Source organism: Candidatus Limnocylindrales bacterium (assembly GCA_035626395.1).
In the GTDB taxonomy this organism is placed as follows: Bacteria; Desulfobacterota; Binatia; order UBA1149; family CAITLU01; genus DASPNH01.
This window is the reverse complement of the sequence record DASPNR010000007.1, coordinates 413,460-436,540: the sequence shown is the minus strand read 5'-3', so window position 1 is coordinate 436,540 and position 23,081 is coordinate 413,460. Positions and strand designations below refer to the sequence as shown.

Annotated in this window: 14 protein-coding genes; 11 read left to right on the top strand and 3 right to left on the bottom strand. The window is 66.6% G+C overall.

The genetic code is table 11. From position 1 onward, the window contains the following. Positions 1 to 19: 19 nt before the first annotated feature. Positions 20 to 433: a hypothetical protein gene (locus tag VEC57_05300; GenBank protein ID HYB98534.1), complete on the bottom strand. Its 414-nt coding sequence runs from the start codon at positions 431 to 433 to the stop codon at positions 20 to 22. Between the two features lie 187 nt (positions 434 to 620). Between VEC57_05300 and VEC57_05295 the strand changes: the two genes are divergently transcribed. Then, positions 621 to 2,702: a hypothetical protein gene (locus tag VEC57_05295; protein ID HYB98533.1), complete on the top strand. Its 2,082-nt coding sequence runs from the start codon at positions 621 to 623 to the stop codon at positions 2,700 to 2,702. 222 nt (positions 2,703 to 2,924) lie between these two features. Beyond that, positions 2,925 to 5,897 carry a hypothetical protein gene (locus VEC57_05290; protein ID HYB98532.1) on the top strand — a complete coding sequence of 991 codons (2,973 nt, stop codon included), beginning with the start codon at positions 2,925 to 2,927 and terminating at the stop codon, positions 5,895 to 5,897. Between the two features lie 142 nt (positions 5,898 to 6,039). Here VEC57_05290 and VEC57_05285 read toward each other — a convergent pair whose 3' ends face one another. Then, entirely contained in the window at positions 6,040 to 6,900 is an 861-nt protein-coding gene (locus VEC57_05285) for a PDZ domain-containing protein (GenBank protein HYB98531.1), read from the bottom strand. Positions 6,901 to 7,424: 524 nt separating this feature from the next. Here VEC57_05285 and VEC57_05280 point away from each other — a divergent pair. From VEC57_05280 to VEC57_05240, 9 genes are all read left to right on the top strand, one after another. Further along, positions 7,425 to 8,954 (top strand): hypothetical protein, encoded by a 1,530-nt coding sequence (locus VEC57_05280; protein HYB98530.1) that lies wholly within the window; start codon positions 7,425 to 7,427, stop codon positions 8,952 to 8,954. A 126-nt stretch (positions 8,955 to 9,080) separates the two neighbouring features. Beyond that, a complete protein-coding gene (locus tag VEC57_05275; protein HYB98529.1) occupies positions 9,081 to 11,051 on the top strand; it encodes a hypothetical protein in 1,971 nt (656 codons plus the stop codon). Positions 11,052 to 11,280: 229 nt separating this feature from the next. Beyond that, positions 11,281 to 13,155 (top strand): hypothetical protein, encoded by a 1,875-nt coding sequence (locus VEC57_05270; GenBank protein ID HYB98528.1) that lies wholly within the window; start codon positions 11,281 to 11,283, stop codon positions 13,153 to 13,155. Positions 13,156 to 13,357: 202 nt separating this feature from the next. Continuing rightward, positions 13,358 to 13,792, top strand: a complete 435-nt coding sequence (locus VEC57_05265; protein ID HYB98527.1) for a hypothetical protein — start codon at positions 13,358 to 13,360, stop codon at positions 13,790 to 13,792. Between the two features lie 141 nt (positions 13,793 to 13,933). Further along, the gene (locus tag VEC57_05260) at positions 13,934 to 15,172 is read left to right on the top strand and encodes a hypothetical protein (protein ID HYB98526.1); all 1,239 of its coding nucleotides are present in this window, start codon (positions 13,934 to 13,936) and stop codon (positions 15,170 to 15,172) included. A gap of 28 nt (positions 15,173 to 15,200) precedes the next feature. Further along, the gene (locus VEC57_05255; GenBank protein ID HYB98525.1) at positions 15,201 to 17,327 is read left to right on the top strand and encodes a tetratricopeptide repeat protein; all 2,127 of its coding nucleotides are present in this window, start codon (positions 15,201 to 15,203) and stop codon (positions 17,325 to 17,327) included. Positions 17,328 to 17,404: 77 nt separating this feature from the next. Then, entirely contained in the window at positions 17,405 to 18,586 is a 1,182-nt protein-coding gene (locus tag VEC57_05250) for a vitamin K epoxide reductase family protein (protein HYB98524.1), read from the top strand. Positions 18,587 to 18,833: 247 nt separating this feature from the next. Next, the gene (locus VEC57_05245) at positions 18,834 to 19,163 is read left to right on the top strand and encodes a response regulator transcription factor (protein HYB98523.1); all 330 of its coding nucleotides are present in this window, start codon (positions 18,834 to 18,836) and stop codon (positions 19,161 to 19,163) included. A gap of 91 nt (positions 19,164 to 19,254) precedes the next feature. Continuing rightward, positions 19,255 to 21,891 carry a S41 family peptidase gene (locus tag VEC57_05240; GenBank protein ID HYB98522.1) on the top strand — a complete coding sequence of 879 codons (2,637 nt, stop codon included), beginning with the start codon at positions 19,255 to 19,257 and terminating at the stop codon, positions 21,889 to 21,891. 113 nt (positions 21,892 to 22,004) lie between these two features. Here the strand turns inward: VEC57_05240 and VEC57_05235 are convergent, their stop codons facing one another. Continuing rightward, positions 22,005 to 23,012: a peptidylprolyl isomerase gene (locus tag VEC57_05235; protein HYB98521.1), complete on the bottom strand. Its 1,008-nt coding sequence runs from the start codon at positions 23,010 to 23,012 to the stop codon at positions 22,005 to 22,007. Positions 23,013 to 23,081 lie beyond the last annotated feature (69 nt).

Genomic DNA, 23,081 nt, shown 5'->3' with positions numbered 1-23,081 from the left:
GATGCGGCGGCGGACGCCGCTACGGCTTGGCCTCACCGGCCGCGATCTTGCAGCAGATCGCCACCGCGCGCGTGCGAGCTGCCGCCGGGCATTCCGATCCGCCGGTTTGCAGGCATGTAAAGAATGCAGCTTCCGTCGTCTCGGGATGGTCCGCCAACAGCTGGATGACGCCCATCGCCGACGTCTGGCACGTACCGTCCGCCTCGGGGCGAATGTCGGGAGTGCACGTGCCGCCGGTGAGCATCTCGCCTTCGGCGCACTTCACGCGTGAGCCGGCTCCGGTGTTGCGGCCCTCGCCGGAGGGGCTCTCCGCCACGACCTTCCGGCACACCAGCGACTCCGCATCCGCCCCGACGGGGATGCCGCCCACCACGGAAAAGGTTGCGACCAGGGAAAGAGCCCGGGCCGATGCGATCAAACCGCTCGATTTCATGTGGTCTCCTCTGCGAGTGGATAATTGCCCGATTGTGTGGGATTTCGAGCCGGCGTCAATCAAGCGCCGGGGGATACTGCCTTGACACTGCTGTTGACGCGCAACTACCCTGCGCGCGTCCCGGCTCGGGCACCGCGCGTGCTCGAGTCCCGCTAGCTTTTCGCTCGTTACCCACAGGAGGGAGGAAATGACCAATCGCCATTATTTGAGGAGCGCCCTCGGCGCTGCCGTCTTCGTCGCCTTGGCGTCGGCCCCGGCCGCCGCCGCGCTCGACGACGGCGCCGTCGACTGCCGCGCAGACGTCGCCAAAGCGTATTCGAAGCTCGTCTCCACGGCTGCGAAGACCATTGGCGGCTGCCACAAGAGCCGCAACGCCGACAAGATCCCCAGCTCCGTCGACTGCAACGACGTCAGCTCGAACGGAGCGGATTCCAAGGGCAAGATCGCCGGCGCCGCCGCCAAGCTCGAGGAGACGGTCCTGGGGTCGTGCAGCGGCGAAACCGAGCTGCTCGATTACGACATCTACTCGACCTGCCCTGCACCATGCGACGACCTCGGGCTGCCCAACCCCATGGGAACCATCGCCCACGTCGCCGATTGCCTGGCCTGCCTCGGTCCTGAACTCGTAGCGGAGGCGAGCGCCGCCACTCTGGACAATCCTGCTGCCCCCATGGCGAGCAAGGACGACCAGAAGTGCCACGCCACCATCGCCAAGGCGTATCCGAAGTACGTGGCCACGCTTCTGAAGGGCCGTCATGCCTGCCAGGGCGACCAGGACGCGGAAGAGAACAACGATCTGGATGAGTGCGACGACGCAGATCCCGACGACAAGGGCGCTGCGGCACTGGTGAAGGCCGAGGAGGCCATCGTCAAGGCGTGCACCGCCGCCAACCTCTCCAACGTCGGCTCGTGCGCGACGACAAACCTCGACGACCTGAGCACGTGCCTCGCGGCCGAGTACGACGCGCTCGCGCTGTCGGCGTTCACCACGGCGTACGAGCTGCCGACGACGCTGTGCCCGACCGGCGTGCGCAGCACGATCCGCGCCGGCAGCAGCATCGATGGCCCAACCGATTCGACGCTTTCGGTAGGATGGTCCGGCCTGGGCCACGAGATCGACATCGTCGACAACTACACGGTCAGCTCCAACGCCACCTGCCCTGGCAGCGAGGCCGGCTCGTGCGGCGACTGCACGATCAACGGCATCTCGCTGACGGATCCCGGATCGCTCTACTACGCGCGCTGCACGGAGAACGTGCAGATCTCGTGCAGCAATCCGTTCGGCACGGATGCGGCCTGCCCCGGCGCGCAGAACTGCGGCTACTACCTCGGACCGCCGCTGCCGGTTTCCGCCGGCGGCACTCCGACCTGCACCATGAACCGCCTGGCGACGAACGTCACGGGCACCGCCAACCCGGACAACGGCACCAGCGAGCTCAACCTCGACCTGCGCGCCGTCGTCCACCTCGGCGGCAGCGGCACCCAGCCGTGCCCCGTCTGCGAAGGCGACGTCACGGCGCAGGATGGCCTCAAGAACGGCACGTGCACTGGCGGCCCGGCCGGGGTCAACGGCGATCCTTGCGACGTTCAGGGTTTCGACCTCAGCTTCGCCAAACCTGAGCACTTCGATGCAGTCGCCGGCGTCAGCCTGGACTGCCCGCCGTCGTCCGGCCAGAACTTCAGCGGCAGCGGCCTGATCATCGACCTGAACCTGACCACTGGTACGGCCCAGCTGCCGTTCGAGGACAACTGCGACGGCGTCGCCTCGGGCGAGCTGTGTGCGTGCGGCGTGTGTTCGGGCGACGGAGCGACTCCTTGCCGCACCGACGCGGCCTGCAGCGGCCTGGGTCTGGGCGTGTGCACGAACGGCGCCGGGCCGGACCGCAATCCCAACGGCTGTACCGGTTACGTCTGCGAAACGGGCACCGCGCTCGATCGCGGCACGTGCGCGAATCCCATCGAGATGTACTGCGACGGCTTCACGCGAGCCAACGGCCGCGGCGTCATCTCATGCGAGGACGATGAGGACTGCGCGCCCGAGAACGTCTCTTGCCCGGGCGCCGGTTGCGGTACGTGCAACCTCCCGCAGCTGAAGAGCTGCTTCCTCGACCCCATCCAGGTCCAGGGCACGCCGAGCACGACCAATCCGGTTCTCGCCGGCACGTTCTGCCTGCCGCCGACGTCGAACACGGGCATCAACTCGGCCGCCGGCTCACCGGGACCGGGAGCGGTCAAGGTCGACATGCTGGTGGACCTGCTCTACGACTGAGGTGCGAGCGGACCTCCGCTCTTGAACCGAAGGCCCCGGCCGCGGAAGCAGCCGGGGCCTTCGTGCATCGACGGTCTTTACCTTGACATTAACCTGACCGGTTCCTTAGGTTAGGCCCGCTCGCGTGGGACGATCATCGGGGGAACTTCGATTGGGGTCCGAGCACCCAATCGCGTCCGCGAACTTTTCTGCGTTGCTCGAAGTCCAGGAGGGAGGAATCCAATGAAATCATTGACCACGGCCAAGGCGTGGACCACGGCGGCTGCCGCGGTTCTGCTGCTGGCCTCAGCGTCGTCGTCGCACGCGGCGACCAACACCAAGCTCGAGGCCGGCTGCTTTGCAGCAATGGGCAAGGCCGTCGGGAAGCATCTGGCCGCGGTTTCCAAAGCGATGGTCGCCTGTGAGAGCGAGACGCCCGGCGCGTGTCCGGACGCCGACGCGCAGGCCGCGATCGACAAGTCGCTGGCCAAGGTCATCAAGGCGGCCGCGAGCAAGTGCCACAGCACGTGCAGCGTCTCGGGCGCGGACTGCATCAACAACCTGTCTTGCCCTCCGAACGGCGCTCTGACGGAGAACTGCACTGCAGGCGCGAAAGGTCTGCCCTTCAACTCCAACAACATGGGTCTGCCCGGACCGTTCTGTGAGGCGGTCCTCGGCAGGGAACTGGGCGTTCCCAGTGACATCGGCGAGTGCATGGGCAGCCTCGGCACGACCATCGGTCAGGACCTGCTCGACAACGCCGGTATCAATTCGACGGGACTGACCGGCGATGCTCCGGCCTGCCTGGCGGCCATCCTGAAGTCTGTCGGCAAGACCGCCAGCAAGAACGCCGCCGCAGTGGCCGCGTGCCGCGTAGCTCAGCTTGGCTCCGATTCGCCAGCCATCCTTCCCGACCAGTGCCCGCAGGGCGACCCCAAGACCGCCGCCAAGATTGCCGTCGGTACCCAGAAGTTCCTCGACTCCGTTGCGGCTGCCTGCACGGACGCCGCGGTGCAACAGCTCGACATCTGCGGCGCGGGCGTCGGCGGCGTGACCACCGAAGCCGATGCGCTCGAGTGTCTCGGCGACGTGCTCGAGGAGGCCACGCATTCGATCGCCAACGTCGAGGACAAGAACTACATCGACATCAGCGTCATCAACGCCGTCTTCCCCGGCACCACCGACGCCCGCTGCGGAGACAACTTCGTCAATCAGATCCCGAGCCAGTTCTTCCTGGTCGGTGAGGAGTGCGACGGCACGGACGATTCCGCATGCCCGGGAGCGTGCTTCCCTCCGGGCGACCTCTGGGAGTGCACCTGCGCGACGGTCAAGCGCGCGCGTTCCTTTGCGGACGGTTTCGCCGCCGACCTCGACAACGGCTGGAGCGGCGCTTCGCACAACTCGGCCGTGACCGACGGTGCCGGCTTTGTCAGCACGATGTCCAACTGTGATTGCGACCAGTTCGGCAATACGCCCGAGACGCAGGCAAACTGCGTCGGTACCAGCAGCGACAGCGTCTGCGACGTGTTGGGCAAGAACGCTCCGCGCTGCACCTACGACCTGACCAGCGGCCTCAGCTGCGACCAGCACGGCAACAACAACGGCAGCAACAGCACCGGCGACTGCCAGGTCTGCGATGAGAACTCCATCAACGCCGGCGATTACTGCGAGTCCGAGCTGGACTGCGACTCGCAGTGCTTCAATGCGGACGGCATCCCGACCACGCCGTGCGAAGCGCAGGCGGACTGTCCTGAGGGCGAGACCTGCCGCGGCCGTTGCGACAAAGAGTCGTACAGCTGCCTGATCCTTCACAACGGCGCGCCTCTTCCGCTGAACGCGGAAGGCACGTCGGTGTGCGTCGACAGCCGCTATGCCTCCAACATCACCGGCACGCGCAACATCGTTACCGGCGAGCATGCCGTGAACTACGAGCTGCGATCGCTGACGCACCTTGCGGAGGCGCTGGCGCGTCCGTGTCCGACGTGTGGCGGCTGGTGCGAGGAAGATACCCCACGTGCCGGCGAAGTCTGCGAGGGTACGTGCGACGGCACCGAAATGGCCTGTCGCGCCGGCGCCAACGCCGGCGATCCGTGCATGACCGATGCCGAGTGCCCCGGCTCCGTCTGCGTAGGCCTGGGCTGCCGCTTCGATTCTGACTGCCCGAACGGCGCGAGCTGCACGACCCAGTCTTATGAGTGTCTGGGTGCCGAGTGCGTCCTCGACCTGATCTGCTACGCGGGAGCGAACCACGGCAGCGAATGCCGGGTCGAAGCCTTCACGGCCTTCGGCACGACCTCGGTCGATTGTCCGCCGCAGACGAACGACAACATCTCCGGCGCCGGCCTGGAGATCAGCTTCACCCCGTTGACCAGCGAGGCCGTGGCCCTGGAAAACCCCGCACCCTGCGATGCGACGGGATATCAGAACTACGACTGCAACTGCGTAACGGGCGGAAGCAGCACGCGGAACCAGCCCAACCGCTGCACGGCCGCCTGTGATGCAGGCCCGAACTATGGCGAGCCTTGCGGTGGCGCGTTCTCCAAGTGCGTCGGCGGCACGGAGGCCGGCGTCTCCTGCGACGAAGACTCCGACTGCGGCGGCGGCGGCACCTGCTCGAGCAATCCGCTCGCGTGCACGGGCGGCACCGACGCCGGCAATAGCTGCACTACCAACGGCGACTGCGGAGGCGGCGGCACCTGCGGCGATGCCTGCCCGAGCGGTCGCTGCGTTCCGCTATGCGTGCAGAAGGGCGTCTGCGTCGGCGGCACCGGCGACGGGCTGAATTGCGGCGTCGATGCACAGTGCGACGGCGGCGGCACCTGCGTCGTGACCGAGCCTCAGGAAGGCGTCTGCGCAGCCGGCGGCCGTTACCACTGCAATGGTCCTGGCCAGGAGTTCCGCACCTGCTCGCGCGCTCTGGAAGGCACCACGGGCAATTGCGAGGCCGGCGCCGATAACATCGACGGCACGACCGACGACAACCCCGGTGCCGGAATCTGCGTGTTCGACGTCAGCAACTGCTTCGTCAACGACGGCGCGGCCGAAGGCGGCGATACGCTCAACGGCCTCGGCGATGCTACCAATGCGCTGTCGGTGACGACGTTCTGCATCCCCGCCAGCGGCAACAGCGCGGTCAACGCGACGGCCGGTCTGCCCGGACCTGGACGTCTGCGCCAGCCGAGCACGGTAGTGCCGAACTACACCTCGCTGCCGTAATACGAACCGAGGGCACGGCCCTCCATGACAAAGGGCCCGCGCGGATCACTCCGCGCGGGCCCTTTCTTTTTGCGGCGCACGCCTTGCCGCCACCTTCGCAGGCGGATTTGTCTCATCGCCGGCCGGCCACCGGCTCGGCCGCCTACTGCTTCTTGGGCTGGCTCGGCGCGGTGTCCGGGAGGACCTCGTACTTGTTGAGGTCTTCTTTCGGCTGCGCCTTCTTCGACTTCCTGGCCTCGGTGTCTTTGTCCGACCAGTCGTCGACCTTCACCATCTGGAAACGCCCCTTGAACTCGATGTTGATCGGGAACGGGGCCGACGCGATCGTCGCCGTCACGTAGGTGCCGTCCATCGCGTCCTTACCGACCGCCTCGAAGCCGTAGATGTCGATGCTCTTTCCGCCGCCACGCATCGGGTTGCCCTCGAAGTCCATGACGATGGCGAACTTCGCTTTGGCCAGTCCACGATCGGAGCTCAACGCGTCATCGAAATTGGCTGCGGCAACGACTCGATGCGTGCCTTTGGTGAAGACGGCCGGCGAACGGGCGGGCAGCTCGAACCAGTTCTTCTTCAATCCTTCGAGGTCGGCGGCGGTGGGCTGCCAGAGCTCGTGCGTCTGGCGCGTCTTCTCCACCTGATCCTGGAACGGCAGCGTCACCTCCAGCACCTCGATGTCCAGCTTCTCCGATCCGATGGCGGAAGCGCCTTCGGCGGCGGCCTCGGTCACTTCGTACTTGATCTTGAGCAGCCGCGTCGAGGTCATCCGGATCTGGGGCCGGCGTACCGACAGCAGGACCTGCTGCGGAACGTTCTCGAGTGCCTTTTCGAATGTCGCCGGGCTGTCGATGTCGGTGGCGTTCATCTTGATGATTATGTCACCGACGAGAAGGCCAAGGTCCGCCGCCTTGCCTGCATCTGTGAGCTCGGTGATGGCGGCTCCCTTCGGCTCCTTGCCCACGACGAGCTCCAGGCCGGTGGGAATGGGGCCTACCTTGAAGGGCACCACAGGTCCCTCGGCAGGCTTTGCATAAGTAACCCGAAACTCGGGCATCACCTGGTGAACCGCCAACCACACGCCCCCGATATCGGTCCCGATGCTGCCTTCCAGCGTCGTCTGCTGAAAGAAAGAGAGGGCCGGCGCCGGGGTGAGTTGAGACACGAGCGCGACGGCAGCAGCGATGCCGAGCGCTCTCGATGACCGCCAGGGGTAAAGCGGTGAGGGTTGAAGACCCTTGGGCATGGAACCTCCTTTGTATCTGATCTGATGAAGCCGGTCCGGACGGACGGCTTCGTCGATTTGAACGTCCTCGCTGGAGTGAATGGAATTGCTATACGCGCGGATTTTCTAGCAAAGCAACTATCTTGCCCGCTCCACCGCATGCTGGTGGGTAGCTTGACAACCTCCGATTGCCCCGGCTAAAGGTTAGCGCCGTAGCCTTTTTCTTAGATTGGACCACGTCAGGAGAGGAAGGGCTCGCCTCCCCTGGTCCGGTCTCGCCTCAACTGCAACGAAAAGGAGTGCACCGAATGAAGACTTGGTTTCGCAAGCTGGGGATGGGCACTGTAGTCCTTGCACTGGCCGGCGTACTTGGCGGATGTGACGATAGCGGGCCAGACGGCGTTAACCTGATCCGCCTTTTCTTCGGCATCAACGGCGCTGGAAACTGCGACAGCGTGACCATCGAGGTCGATCTCGACGCAGCCGGCGCCATCATCGCAGAGGATTCCGAGGGCGAGCTGCAATGCGCGATCAATTCGGTCCTCGAGGCCAACGGTTGCGACATTGACTTCGTGCATGATGACGAGACCCTGCTCGTCACGATCACCGGCTGCACGATTCCCGCCATCACCAACCTGTTCAGCTGCTTCTTCGAACACGTCGACATTTCCGACATCAACGACGTGACCGTGACGACCGCCGAGTGCGACTGCACGACGCCGTCCTGCGATCCCGATCCGCCGGTCTGCGTGAGCGAGGATCCCGATCCGACCTCGTGCGAAGACTGCGACAACGGCATCGACGACGACGACGACGGCGACACCGACTGCGAGGACGAGCAGTGCGTCAACGATCCGGCCTGCACCGGAACGACGACGAGCAGCACGACCACCACGTCTTCGAGCACGACGACCAGCTCGTCGAGCACGACGACGTCCTCGACCACGACGTCCACCTCGACCACGTCGATTACGGTTCCGCCGCCCGACCTGCAGTGCCGCCTGGTGTTCCGCCTCGACGACGCGGTCGAAGTCGGCTCGCTGCAGTGGGATACCGACTACGGCGACGCCCCCGGCGTCTTCGCGGGATCGGCCGGCAACGTCGAGTGCGCCAGCCTGGTCGAGGGCTCGATCGCGAGCTTCAACGACAAGGACAACGAGCAGGTGCTCTCGTCCGGCATCATCAGCCTCGACGGATTCACCGGACCCGTGGACATCGCCGAGTGCACCTTCAACGCCAGTGAGGTGCCGGTCGCGGCGGACTTCCAGATCACCGTGGTTGACGCGGCCGATCCGGACATCAACCCGATCGAGCCCGAGCCCGATGTCATCATCTCGCTCATCCAGTGCGATACGGATGAGACGACGACGACCACGACGACCGACGACACGACCACGACGACGACCACGACGGACACGACCACCACGACGACGGACGGGCCGGTCACCACCACGACGGTGGATGCAAGCCCGACCTACAACGTCACCTTCCAGCTCGTCTCGGCGAGCGGCCAGGTCGGCGCACTGCAGTTCACCGTCGACTACGAGACGGCACCCGGCGAGTTCGCCGGAACGGCAGGCACGGTGTCGTGCACGAACCAGGTCAATGGCGCGATCTTCGCTCCGAACGACGACGACCTGAACAACGAGCTGAGCCTCGGCTTCGTCTCGTTGAACGGGTTCTCGGCGCCGGCGCCTCTGGCGGTCTGCACCTTCGAAGGCATTCAGGGTGATCCGCCTGTAGCGGGCGACTTCGTGATCACGATCGACGATGCGTCGGATCCGAACTTCGGTGAGATCGACGTCGACGTCGACGCGATCGTGACGCCGGCTCCGTAGAGACACTTGTCGAGAGTGATGATAGATTAGTGCGTAAAGGGGGAGCCCTCGAAAGAGGGCTCCCCCTCTTTTTTGACCCCGAGTGAACTGTTCGTTTTCCCCGTTTGACCCAGGAGAGAGACAGAAATGACCACCCGATTCGTCCGATTCATCGCCGCAGCCTCACTCGTCTGCGCAGCCTTCGCGGCCACCCCCATTGCCGCCATGGCCGCCAACGGTGATTGCGGCCAGCCCGTCTCCACGGGCAACAACCCCACCGCCAGCGACGCGCTTGCAATTCTCAAGGAAGCCGTTGGGCAGGCGACGGCATGCGATACCCAACTGTGCATCTGTGACGTCAACGGCAACGGCGCCGTTCAGGCCAGCGATGCGCTGCAGACGCTCAAACGAGCCGTCAATCCGCAGCAGGCGCTGATGTGCGACTGCGAAGGCGAGTGCAACAACGACGGCACGTGCGACCCAGGTGAGACCGAAGAGAACTGTCCGGCCGATTGCGGCGATGTGGAAGGCGTCCCCTGCACCTCGGCGCAGCTCACCTCGAGCTCTGGCTCCGACCTGGATTCGGGTTGGACGGGCATTGCCCACAACTCCGACCTCATCGAGGGCGCCAGCGTCACCTTCCGTACGCTCCGGCGGTGCGGCGGCGATGGCGAGGCCTGCGAGGTCGACGCGGACTGCGGCGCGGCCGTGGTCGGCGAAGGCGGCGAAGCGGGGGCCACGACCTGCGAGCCGACCTGCGACTGCCTCAACGACCATACCTGCGAGATCACCGGCCCGACCGGGCAGAAGAACTGCCTGACGACGCTGGTCGAGTGCAACACCAACGCCGACTGCGCCGCGGGCGTTGCCTGCGTGAACACGTTCGGTCCGCCGCTGCCGCTGTCCTCGGCCGGCAACCCGGTTTGCGTGGTGACGCTGTTCGACGGCCCGCTCACCGGTACGGCCAATACTCAGACCGGCGAAGCGGTGACCCAGTCGAACCTGAAGTCACGAGTGTTCCTCGGCATCAGCATCGACCAGCCGTGCCCGCGCTGCGGCAGGCTCGACCAGGATCCGGAGATCGGCGATCAGTTCACGTGCGAAGGCGGCCAGTTCCCCGGAGCTGCCTGTGTGGTCGAGGGCGTCAGCCCCGACTTCGGCGGCGTCTCGCGTGACTGCCCGCCGGCCCTCGGCGCCAACATCTCCGGCGCGGGCCTGGCGATTCGCTTCAGCGAGGTCACCACGGGCACGACGACCAAGACCGCGCAGCTGCCGTGCGCGAACTTCTCGTTCCAGGGCCACCCCTCGCGCGACAACGCCAAGTGCATCGACAAGGTCGGCGCGGGCGATCCCACGTGCTCGAGCAACGCCGACTGCAAGCGCTGCACGGGCGACCCGACCATCACCTGCACGAGCAACGCGCAGTGCACGGGCAACGGCACGTGCGCCGAGGCGCCGGATCAGCCCGTGACCTGCGGCTACTGGTGCCACTGCGGGTTCTGCGACAACAACCCGGCCCTGCCGTGCTTCGAGAACGGCGACTGCCCCAATGGCCAGACCTGCGTGGCCGGTACGGGCTCGGGCACTGCACAGAACGCTCCGCAGCAGAAGCCCAACGACTGCTCGATGGACAAGTTCATCTGCGGCGGCGCGGACGAAGAGAAGTGCGAGAACACGCTGCAAGGAAGCTGCGAGTTCGAAGACTTCCGCAACTGTCAGGACAACTCGACCTGCCAGGCGCAGGGTGCAGGCGACTGCATCTTCGACTTCCGCTCCTGCTTCGAGTCGCAGATCAGCCGTACCGGCGAGCCGTCGCCTCTCGGCAGCTACTGCGAGATCAGCCGCGAGCCGTGCACCAACGCCGACTGCGGCGCCGGCGGCGACTGCGTCAGCGATGCGTCGGTGCCGGAGACGGTCGCGCTGTTCTGCGTGCCCGCGACCTCGTCCTCGACGATCAACAGCGCCGGCGGCATCACCGGCCCCGGAGCGGTTCGCCTGAACAGCTTCGTGCGGGTCTGCCGCTGCGGCGACGGCGAAGTCGGCTGCGACGAGGAGTGCGATGACGGCAACCAGGTCGATGGCGATAGCTGCAGCTATCCGACCTGCCAGGAAGACTGATCCTGGATAAACAGCCCGGCGGGTGACCGCCGGCACAGAGGCCCGGCTTCCGAAAGGAGGCCGGGCCTTTTTTTCTCCTTCGCGATGACGGCGGCATCAGCCCACTGTCACCGCGAGTTGACGGTGCTCGCGGTCCACCGTGCACGGCCAAGCGAAAAAATTGCTTTACATTGGTTCAATCGGGGCGCTAGCGTCTCGGCCGGCCCAACTCGCCGGCAATGGAGTCGTCATGAACCCGAAATCTCGAGCGCTTCTGGCCGTTCTCCTTCCGATCACGCTTTACGCTTCGTCATTTTCGGTGACTCCCGCGATCGCGGCGAATGGCGACTGCGGGCAACCGGTATCCTCCGGCAACAAACCCGTGGCGGGCGACTGTCTGGCGATTCTGAAAGAGGCAGTGGGCCAGAACACGCAGTGCGATGCCAAGCCATGCATCTGCGACGTCAACGGCAACGGACTGGTCCAAGCGAGCGATGCGCTGCATTGCCTCCGTTTCGCGGTTGGCGGCCAGCCGCCGTTGCAGTGCAACTGTGGCCTCCCCTGCACCTCCGCCGAAATCTTCACGCTGCCCGGCTCCGACCTCGACTCCGGCTGGACCGGCATCGCGCACAACTCCGACCTGATCGAGGGCGCATCCATCACGTTCCGTGGAGTGCGGCGCTGCTCGGACAATCAGGAAGTCTGCGAACGCGACAGTGACTGCGACGGCGGCACCTGCCAGCTCACCTGCAACTGCAACGGCGGCGATACCGAGTGCGAGATCACGGGGCCGACACACGGAAAGAACTGCGTCACCACGCTGGCCGACTGCACCACCAACGCCGATTGTCCCGCCGGCGTCGCCTGCGTGCATACGTTCGGGCCGCCGCTGCCGCTGTCCTCCGGTGGAAACCCGGTGTGCGTCGTGACGCTGTTCGACGGCTCGATCACGGGAACTGCCGACTCGGCCACCGGTGAAGGCACGGCGTCGGTCAACCTGCGCTCGCGCGTGTTCCTCGGCATTTCGATCGACCAACCATGTCCGCGCTGCGGCGAGCTCGACGAAGACCCGGAGGTCGGAGACCAGTTCACGTGCGATGGCGGCCAGTTCCCCGGCGCCGCCTGCATCGTTGAAGGAGTCAGTCCGGATTTCGGCGGGACGTCGCGCGATTGTCCGCCTTCGCTCGGCGCGAGCATCTCGGGAACCGGGCTCGCCATCCGCTTCAACGAGGTGACGACGGGCTCGACGACCAGAACGGCGCAGCTTCCGTGCTCGGATTTCTCCTTCCAAGGCCACCCGAGCCGCAACAATGCCAAGTGCATCGACAAGGTCGGCGCCGGCGACCCCATGTGCACGAGCAACGCCGACTGCAAGCGATGCACCGGCGATCCGAGCATCGCCTGCACGAGCAACGCCCAATGCGCCGGCAACGGGACGTGCGCCGAGGCGCCGGATCAGCCGGTGACCTGCGGCTACTGGTGCCACTGCGGCTTCTGCGACAACAATCCGGCGCTGCCATGCTTCGAGGATGTCGACTGCCCCGGCGGCCAGACGTGCGTAGCCGGTACGGGCGGCGCGCAGGCGCAGAACGCGCCGCAGAAGAAACCGAACGATTGCAGCTCCGACAAGTTCATCTGCGGCGGCAGCGAAGAGGAGCGGTGCGAGAACACTCTGCAGGGACGCTGCGAGTTCGAGGACTTCCGCAACTGCCAACCCGGCGATGATTCGACCTGCCAGGCTCAGGGCGCCGGCAACTGCATCGCCGAGTTCCGCCCGTGTTTCGAGGCCTCGATCACGCGCGAAGGTGATGGCTCGCCACTGGCCAGCTACTGCCGCTCCGGCGAGGACAAGAGCGCGTGCACGACCAACGCCGACTGCGGTGCCGGCATCGAATGCGTCCAGGATGCTTCGCGGCCGACGACGGTCGCGCTGTTCTGCGTGCCGGCTACCTCGTCCTCGACGATCAACAGCGCAGGCGGCATCACCGGGCCTGGAGCAGTCAAGTTCGAAAGCTTCATCAAGGTCTGCCGCTGCGGCGACGGCAGGATCGAATGCGACGAGGAGTGCGAAGACGGCAACATTGTCTCGGGCGACGGCTGCGACAGCGGCTGCCGCGAAGAGTAGTCCGGGGGAGAGGAGAGGCCCGAGCCATCAGAGCGTTCTGCAAGCGCTCCTGCAGGTCGGATGGCTCGGGTCTCGGGGGGTTGGCAAAGTGGCGGGCCCGCGGGGTTTGGCCTAGAATTCGTGGCACGTGACCCCGCTTGCCAAACCGCCACACCGCCGCTCCCGCAGGCTCGGCGCACGTCTCGTTCGTGTCGCGCTCGCGATGCTGCCTCTTGCCGCCGCGGTTGCCGGTTGCGGCCCCGGAGGCGGCGGCGACGATGTGCTCTACGACGTATCGTTTCGTCTGTCGGAAACACCCGAGCCGCTGAGCGAGCTGAGGTTCACTATCGCATATCACGGCGGCGGCAGCTTCGTCGGCACCGGAACCCAGGTCGACTGCGAGGCAGCCGGCGGCGCCGGCGATGTCGACGTAGACTTCGACGACGATGACGTATCCGAGCTGACGGTCGCGATGAGCGCGGACGATGCGCTGGAAGAGGACGCGACGCTGGTCCGGTGCACGTTCGTGGCGGAGCAGAAACCGACCAGCGGCAACTTCCCGATCACCATCAACGACGCCGTTGCCGAAGATGGAGGCGACGTGGACAACGACGATGTCACCGTCATCGTCGACTCCGTCGTCGAGTCCGCCGAGTGAACAGTCGCAGCCCACGCCGCGCAAAAAAAACGCCCGCCGGAGGCCTCCACCCTTCGAACGTCCTGGCACTCCCGCACGTCCAAGAGCTGGACGATCCTACGGCGAGCGCCGACTTCGGTGCCGCTTGACCAAGGTGAATCGATGATGAAGACAGCCTCGATCTCTTCGCGAGTTGCGCTGGCAGCAACGGCAGCCATCGCCGTGGCCGGCTGCCAGCCACCCGATCGGGACGCGCTGACGGTGCAGGTCTCGCTGCAGAACGAGACGCCGAGCGTGGCCAAGGGCACCATCGTCGTCGACTACTCGCGCGCCGGCGCGAAGATCGTGTCCGCGGAGGGCGGCCCGGCGTGCGCCGTCATCCTGCCCGGCGTCGACGGCACCTTCACCGACGACGGCCGGGGCACATTGACGGCCCGCATCCAGAGCAAGCGCGGACTGCGAGGCCCGGCCGATGTGATCGCCTGCCGCATGCTTGCGGCCAAGGACGATGCGACCGTTTCCGACATCCGCCAGCGCCTCGACGTCAAGCTCACGGAAGCCGAGGACAACGCGGGCAAGGTGCTGGACCTGACGGTCCCGGTGGCCAAGGCACGTCGCGCCGCTCCTGCCGTGCCCGATGCAGCCTCGGCCGATGCCGCTGCGACCGAAGCGGCTGCTGCCGGCGAGATGCTGGCGGAGGCCGATACCAAGAAAGTGAAGGCCGAGCCCGCGCCCAAGCCGGCACCCAAACCTGCGGCCCCGCCGGCGCCTTCTCCGCCCAAGCCCGCCGCGCCACCGCCGGTCGCTCCGGCCGTGCGTCCGCCTGCACCTCCGATGTCGGGTCCGGCCAATGCGCCGGGAGCCCCTGGCCGCTCGGTCATCAACAATCCTGCATTGTCAGCGGCCCAGCGAGACCGCGCCTTCCCCGACTACAGCAACGGCGGCAACGATGCCGACAACGACGGGCCCAGCGGCGTCGGCGGCGGCAACGACAACGACGATCCGTTCGACGATTCTCCCAGCGACGATGAGGCGGCGCCTGCCTACGAGGTCACGGCCAACGTCAGCGCCGGCGAAACACTCGGCGCATTGCAGTTCGAGATCATCTACCAGGGCGATTCGGGCGGGTGGGCCGGCCGCGGTGCCAACGTGATCTGCGAAGCCCTCACCGACGGCCTGGCGGCGACGAACTATCCGGGCAAGCGCGAGGTCAAGGTCGGCCTGGTCAGCCTGCAGGGCATCAAGTCCGGGCCCGTGGTCAAGTGCATCTTCCGAAGCCACGAGCGCGTGACTGCCAACAGCTTCACCGTCAACGTCGCCGATGCGAGCAACCTCGAAACCGCTCCGCTGGCCAACATGCCGAGGATGTGGGTAAGCAACGCCGTCGCCGTCCGCGGATGATGACCGGCCGCGTGCGCGTGCCACGCTCTTGCCTTCCATCGATGGCGGCCTGAGGCACGGCGTGCGGCCGCAGAACGCCGCTTTTCCCGTCGCCGTTTTCGCTGCGGCCCTGGCGCTGACGGCCGCGGCCTACTGGCCCGGCGTGCGGGCCGAGTTCGTCTCCGACGACATCAACGCCATCGTCGAAAACGAATGGGTCGTCGGACCTCTCGATATCTCGGGCATCTTCTCGAGCTTCTCGTGGTGGGGCGGCGGCCGCGCCGATGCGCCCGGCTACCGGCCGCTGGCCACGCTTTCGTTCGCGCTCAACCGCGCGGCCGCCGGCCTGTCGCCGTTCGCCTTTCACGTCACCAACTACCTGATGCATGCGCTGGTGAGCTGGCTCGTGTTCGTGCTCGGCCGCGCGCTCGGCCTTGCTCCGTGGAGCGCTGCCGTGGCGGCGCTGGCCTCCTGCCTGCTGCCCATTCACAGCGAGGCCGTCATCTGGGCCGTGGGCCGCGCCGAGCTCGGCGCGGCCGCCGCGTTCCTGGCGGCGGCCGCCTGGTCGCTGCGCTATCGTCGCAGCGGCAGGCCCGGTTATCTGGCGGCGGCTGCGGCAGCGGTCGTTGCCGGAATGATGTGCAAGGAGAACACGGTGACGGTGCTTGCGGCGCCGCTCGTGTTCGCGCTCGTGTTCGGAGCAGAGGCGCGCGGCGGCGGCCCGACACGCGTACGCGCCGGCGACGCGTCGCGCGGCAGCGGCGCCAAACGCATCCAAGCCAGCGATGCGGCGCGCGGCAGCGGCGCCACACGCATCCAAGCCAGCGATGCGGCGCGCGCCGGCGATGCGCTGCCCGCGCGGCGCACGCTCGCCACGCGCGACGTCCTGGCCACTGTCGTCCTGACGTTCGCATTCTCCGTGTACGCGCTGATGCGCGTTGCGGCCGAGGGCCCTGCCCTGCCCGATGCCGAGGACGACATCCTCGACAACCAGCTCAGCGTGTTGCCGCTGCCGACGCGCCTGCTCGGCGCCATCTCGGTGCTTGGCCGGTACCTGTGGCTGACGATGTGGCCGCAGCGCCTGAGCATCGACTACTCTTACGACGCTCTCGGCATCGGAGAAGGCTTCCTCGCCGATCGGTATTCCCTGCTGGCGCTGGCCGTGGTCACGCTATGCGCATGGGCGGCGTGGCGGTGGCGACGCACCATGCCGGCCGTGGCGGCCTCCGTGCTGCTGGCGGCCGCGTCGTATTCGATCGTGTCCAATGTCGTCTACCCGATTGGCACGGTGATGGGCGAGCGCCTCTTCTATCTGCCCTCCGCTCTGCTGTGCATCGGCGCGGCGGCGGTCTTGCAGGCCGCGGTTGGAACGGCTGCGGCCACGCCGCGACGTGCCGGCTTCGCCTGGCTGCCTCGCTCCCGGAGCGCCGCCGCCTCCCTGGCCGGCTTCGCGCTGGTTGCCGCGACTTGGATGGCCGTCGACATGCGGCGAGCCGCGCAATGGCGCACGCCCGTTTCGTTGTTCCAATCGGCGGTGGCGGCGGTGCCTCGCAGCGCACGCGCACACATGGAGCTCGGCTCGGCGCTCGGACACCTCGGGCGACTGGAGGAGTCGCGCCGCCACTTCGGCGAGGCGCTGGCCATCCACCCCGGCTATACCGTCGCCGCCTACAATTTCGGCAATGCGCTGGTACGCTCCGGCCGCTTCACGGAAGCCGAAGCAGCCTATCGCCGGGCGCTCGAGCAGGACCCGCGTCTGGGCCGCGCCTGGCACAACATCGCGCTCGTCTATCGCGTCCTGCAGCGGCATGGCGATTCCGCCGACGCCTTCGGCCGCGCCGTTGAGCTGTCTCCGAAGCATCCCGCGCTGCGCGTCGAGCATGGCGAGGCGCTGCTGGCAGCCGGCCGCAACGACGAGGCCATCGCCGCCTATGACGCGGCCATCTCGCTCGGCGGCGACACCGCCCTGGTGCGCTTCAATCGCGGAGTGGCGCGCCAGCGCGTGCAAGGCTGTCAGACTGCCGTCGAGGACTACAAGGCGTCGGCCTCCATGCCCGGCGCACCGGTGCAGGCGCTGCACGCAGCCATTGCGTGCCTGCGGCAGCTCGGGAGGGACGCGGAAGCGGAAGCACTGGCGCGAGCCGGCAAAGTTGCAAACCTGGGTACGCGTCGTTAGGGTTCCCGCTCGCCTCGGAGTCTTCTCTGGACGCCTCGTTTCCACAGCAGCGGCGCGCGCTGGCCCGCACTCTGTTCATGGCCGCTGCTGCCTCGCTGGTGGGCGTGGGCATCGCCGCGACCATCTCGTACGTTCACGCGCAGATTGCCTCGATGGGCGCGACCTACGAGAGCTTCTGCAGCGTCAACAGCTCCATCAACTGCGACGCCGTGCTGTCGAGCTCCTACGCCAGGCTGGCAGGGATTCCCGTGGCGTGGCTGGCGCTGGCCGCCTACGTGACGATGGCCGTCCTCTTCTTCATGGCCGCCAGATCCAGCGGTGCCCGCCAGCAGACACATCTACGGCTGGCAACCATCCTGGTCATCGGCGCCGTGGTGTTTTCCGCATACATGGCGGTCATTTCGGCAGCGGTCCTGCAGACCGTGTGCCTGCTGTGCATGGGCCTGTACGTGGTGGCGCTGGCGCTGACGGCGCTGGTCCTCGCCGCTTCGCGACAGGCGCGGCGTCTGGGCTCGCAGGGCCTTACGGCAGGCGCCGCCGGCATGACGCTGGCCGGTGCAGTGGTCGCCGTCGCTTTTCTTGCCCTGGTGACATGGCCGCGTGCCACGGCCACGGCCGGCATCGGCTCTCTGGAAGAGGCGCGAGCAGCCGACCCTGACTTCTATGCCTGGTACACGGCGCTGCCCGTCGTTGACGTCGCCAGCCTGCTTCGCGAAGGGCACGAGGCGCCGAAGGCCGGCAAGGTCACCATCGTCGACTTCTCGGACATGGAGTGCGGCCACTGCCGCAAGAACTTTCAGACGCTGGTCAAGCTTCGCGAGCGGCAGCCCGATGTGGTTGAGCTGGTCCACAGGCACTTTCCGCTGGACGCCTCGTGCAACGAGGCGGTGCCCGCGTCGATCCATCCCAACGCGTGCAAGGCGGCGCAGGCCGTCGAGTGCGCCGGGCAGCAGGGCAAGCTCGAGCCCATGACGCAGATCCTGTTCGAGAACCAGGGCCAGCTCTTCGCCGAGAACCTGGTGCGGCTGGCAGGCAAGATCGGGCTGGACCTGGACAAGTTCCGGGCCTGTCTCGACAGCAAGCAGACTCTGCCGGCGGTGATCGAGGATTGCCGCGCCGGCGCGCGCCTTGCCATCACGTCGACGCCCACGATCTTCATCCAGGGCCGCCGCGTCCGCGGCACGCTCGATGATCCCAAGTACGACCTGGCCGTGGCGATCGAGCAGCACCGCGACGACACCACCGCTTCCGTGCAATAGTCCCCGATTCGAGGCTTATTTCGGGCATCTGCGCAGCAGTCTCGGCGCCTCTTGCACATGCGCAACGATCGGGACTTACCCCTTCCTCGGCAACAGATTGGAAAACCTCGGTTTTCCACGAACTTAACTCGTGCTCAGGGTTTTCGCCGTCCCTTAAACGTGGCACACTACTTGCCTATGAAGAGTGCTCGCTCTTTCGTTCATCTACGCAAGACAGACCTGCAGACCAACTACAAGGAAGGCACCTGTGAAAATCGAATCCAACGGAATCTATTCGGAGAGCAATCCCATGCATGGTACGGGCGTTGGTGTTAGGGGCAGCGGGGCACCGATGCGGCCGATGGCTTCGAACAGCGCCTACAAGCTCGATCCCGAGCGTCCGCGCCCGAACCTCACCGAACGTGAGAAGGAGATCCTGCGCCTCGTCTGCGACGGCCTGACCAATGCGGAGATCGCCGTGAGCCTCCACGTCTCCCGCGAGACGGTGAAGTCGGAGCTCAAGCGCATCTTCCGCAAGATCGGCGTCGGCAATCGCACTCAGGCAGCGGTTCTGCTCGTGAAGCAGGGCTGGCTGTAAAAGTTGTTTCCGTCGCTCGTCGGGCCGATACCGTTTCTCTCTGCCGCATCCTGACAATTCCTGCGCGGCACGAAGGAACGGACGGCCCGACTTGCGACGAAACCTCCTTTGCCGGCTGGCCCGCCTCCTCCTGCCCCAGCTCGCCGCTACCTACATCTTCGTTCTTCTGGCCGCCGCCCCCTGCGCGGCCGCAGCGCTCGGGCCCGGGCTGTCCCTCCTCGAGCGCCAATACCTGTTCGCAGATGAGCTCCAGCCCAAGCGCCTGATGAAGGAAGCGCTCGATGCGTACGAGCGCGACATCGAGGATTTCCAGGCCAAGAAACTGGAAGAGACCGCCTGGCTGCTCACCAGCCCCGACTGCGAGTTGCGCGTGGAGTTGCCGCGCGATGCCGGCGTGCGGGGCCTCGAGGAGCCGCTGCGCATCATCGGCAGCTTCGTCGAGCACTGCGTGCGGCAGCGTCCCAAGGAAATGCCGCCGCTCGAGTCCTTTCTGCTCAGCGGCGTCGTCGGCGCGCTCGATCCGTACACCGCTGTCTTCGACGAGAAGCGGCAGGCCGAGCACAACATCCAGTTCCAGGGCAAGCTGGCTGGCATCGGAGCGCGCATCGGCACGCGCAACGATCACCTCGTGCTGCTGTCTGTCTATGCGGGGTCGCCCGCGCAGAAGGCGGGCCTGCAGGACGGCGACCAGGTCCTGCGCATCGACGAGATGTCGGCAAAGAACATCCTGGTCACGGACGCCGTCGAGCGCATCCGAGGCGAAGAAGGCACGCGCGTCGTCCTGACGATCCAGCGCAAGGACGAGCCCGCCCCCAGGCAGGTGACAGTCACTCGCGGAATCGTCACGATCCCGTCGGTCACCACGAAGACGCTGCCGGGCGACGTGCTCTACACGGAAATCACGCACTTCAGCCAGACCACGCCCGATGACTTCCGCACCCAGGTCGCCGACGCCGTCGATGAGGGCAAGGTCAAGGGCGTGATCGTGGACCTGCGCAAGAACTCGGGCGGCTCGATGCTGGGCAGCTCGGCCATCGGCGACCTGTTCCTGGACGAGGGCGTCCTCATCAATACCGCCGGCCGCGAGGGCCGCGCCGCGCGTGGACTGGCCACCGAGATCCGCGCCACGCCCGACACCCCGTTTCGCGATCTGCCGGTCCTATTCCTGGCCTCGCCCATGACGGCCTCCGGCTCCGAGTTGCTGGCGGCCAGCCTTCGAAACCACGACCGCGCCCTGGTGGTCGGAGAGCACAGCTTCGGAAAGGGCACGATCCAAAAGACGTATCCCCTGGATCCGGACAGCACGCTCAAGATGACCGTCGGCCACTTCCTGCCCAATGGCGAGCCCATCCCCGGCGGCGGCCTGGCGCCCGACGTCGAGGTGCTGACGTTCCGCGTCGGTCAGGGCCGCCTTTCCATTCCCTTCCCCGCCCACCGCTCCGACCTGCCGTTCTGGCTGCGCCGGCCGAAATGGGCTGACGACGAGCCGCGCAAGCCGGCCTACACGATCGCCTTCGCCGAAGACTTCCCCGAAGCCGATGCGCAGAAAGCCGAGCGGCTCCTGACCCACCCCGAGGAGGCCGAGGAGGACGGCCAGCTCGAGGATGACAAGAAGGTCGACCGTACGCTCGAGATCGCTGCAGCCATGATGCGCAACCACGGCAGCGTATCGGCAACGGCCATGATGGACGGCGCGCGCGAATTCCTGCAGCTCACCAGCGAGTCGGCCGACTCCGAGATCGTCGACTTCATGTACCAGCGCGGCCTGGACTGGACGTTCGGGCCGCGCCCGTCCGGCACCAACGATTTTCAGCTGGAGGTGCGGCCGCTGACGCCGCTGAAGGCCGGGGTCGAGAGCGAAGTCGAGGTGCGCCTGACCAACAAGACCGGTGCGCCCTACTACCGGCTGCGGGGCCTCCTCGAATCCACCAGCGCCGGGTTGACGGGCAAGGCCGTCGCCTTCGGTCGGATCGATCCAGGGGCCACGCGCAGCTGGACGCTGAAGGCCAAGCCGCCGCTCGGCGCCCGCACCGGCCGCGTGCGCGTCACCGCGCTGCTGTTCGACGATGAAGGCGAGATCACCAAGACGCAGCCCGTCGTGCTGACGATCCAGGAGGCGCCGCGTCCCTACCTGGCCTTCCGCCACCGCATCGCGCCCGCCGCCGGCGAGGACGGCTCGCTCGAAGTGCACGTGGACGTGGAGAATCGCGGCGACGGTCCCGCGACGCGCCTGCGCGTGCGGCTGGAGAACCCGCTCTCGGAGCACTTCGAGATCGTCGAGGGCAGCGAGATGATCGAGGAGCTGGCGCCGGCAGCCATGAAGCAGCTCGACTTCCGCGTGCGGCTGCTCGGCACCGCCGCCGATCCACCCAAGGTCAAGCTGTTCCTGACCGAAGGCTCGCACGGCATCGTGCTGGAGCCGGAGCTCACCTTGCGCGTCACGCCCGAAGGGCAGGAAGGCCAGTGGCACGCACCGCCGCGCATTCGAATCGATGCAATCGAATCCACCGGCGACGGCACCTACGACGTCATCGTCTCGGCAGCCGACGACAATTCGCTGGCCAGAGTCCGGGCGCGCGTCGAGGAGGACACCGTAGCCTACGTCGAGCCGAACGGGTCGGCGGTGCGTCTACGCGTGCCGTTCAAGCCGGCCGATGACGTCAAGCCGATCCGCATCGACGCGTACGACGATGAAGGGCTAGCCGATCACTACTACGGCTCTCTCTAGCGTCGAGCGTTGGACGGGCGTCGCTAGCGCCCGCGCGGAAAAGGAAGGCGGCCACGGGAGCCTTGGCCGCCTTTTCTTGGACAGGCGTTGTCGGGAGGGGTGCTGGCGGGCCGTCAGTGGCCGCCTGCAGGAGCCGCCTCTTCTTCCGCCGGCGCGTCGCTGGCTTTGGCGCTGGCGAGCGCCGCTTCATCGATTTTCAGCTGGTTCTTCTGCTTCAGCTCTTCGAGGAAGCCGGTCGTCTTCTCGCGGCGGCGTTCGCTGACCAGCTTCACCTTGATCTGGTTCTTGACCTGATCGAACGGCTGGATGGTGCCGTCCTCGCGGCCGGTGCGCTGGATGATGTGCCAGCCGAAGCGCGTCTTGACCGGCTCCGAGATGTCGCCGTCCTTCTGCAGGGCGAATGCGGCTTCCTCGAACTCCTTGACCATACGGCCGCGGCCGAACAGGCCGAGGTCGCCGCCGCGCTTGGCGTTGGAGAGGTCCTTGGAATGCTTGGCGGCCAGCTCGGAGAACTTCGACGGGTCCGCCTTGACCTGGGCGTGAATGTCGCGCGCCAGCGCTTCGTCGTCGACCAGGATGTGGCTGGCCTTGACGCGCTCGGTGGAAAATTCCTGCTGGTGCGCGTCGTAGTACGCCTTGACGTCTTCGTCGGTGACCGTCGCTTCCTGCTGCTCCTCCATCACCTGCTGCACGACCAGGTGCTGCTGCAGCTCGTCGAGCTTCTTGCGGACTTCCGGCTTCTTGTCGAGGCCGCGCTTGACGCCTTCCTCGAAGATCAGCTTGGAGAGAATGTGGTTCTCGATGAACTGCTTGCGCCGGTCCGGACTGTCGTTGAGGCTCTTGCGCGCGCGAGCGTTGAGGCTGGCGGTAGCCTCCTTGTAGTCGTTCTCGGTGAAGGACTTGCCGGCGTAGGTGGCAATGACGGGGCTGCCATCGTTCTTGGCGGCATCGGCGGCCGGCGCCTTGTCGGAGGCGGGAGCGGCGGCCGGTGTGGCTGCGGGCGCGTTGGCCGGCTTGGCATGGTCATCGTCGCCGGGCTTGCCGGGGTCGCATGCCGCGACCATCGTCAAGGCTCCCAGCATGCAGATCACGCGCGAAACGCGCCCGATACGAGTCAGCATATCCAACATCGTGCTCTCCTAACGCAGAAGTGACTTCGATTGCCCGCGCGGCCGGCTCGAGCAGCGGCG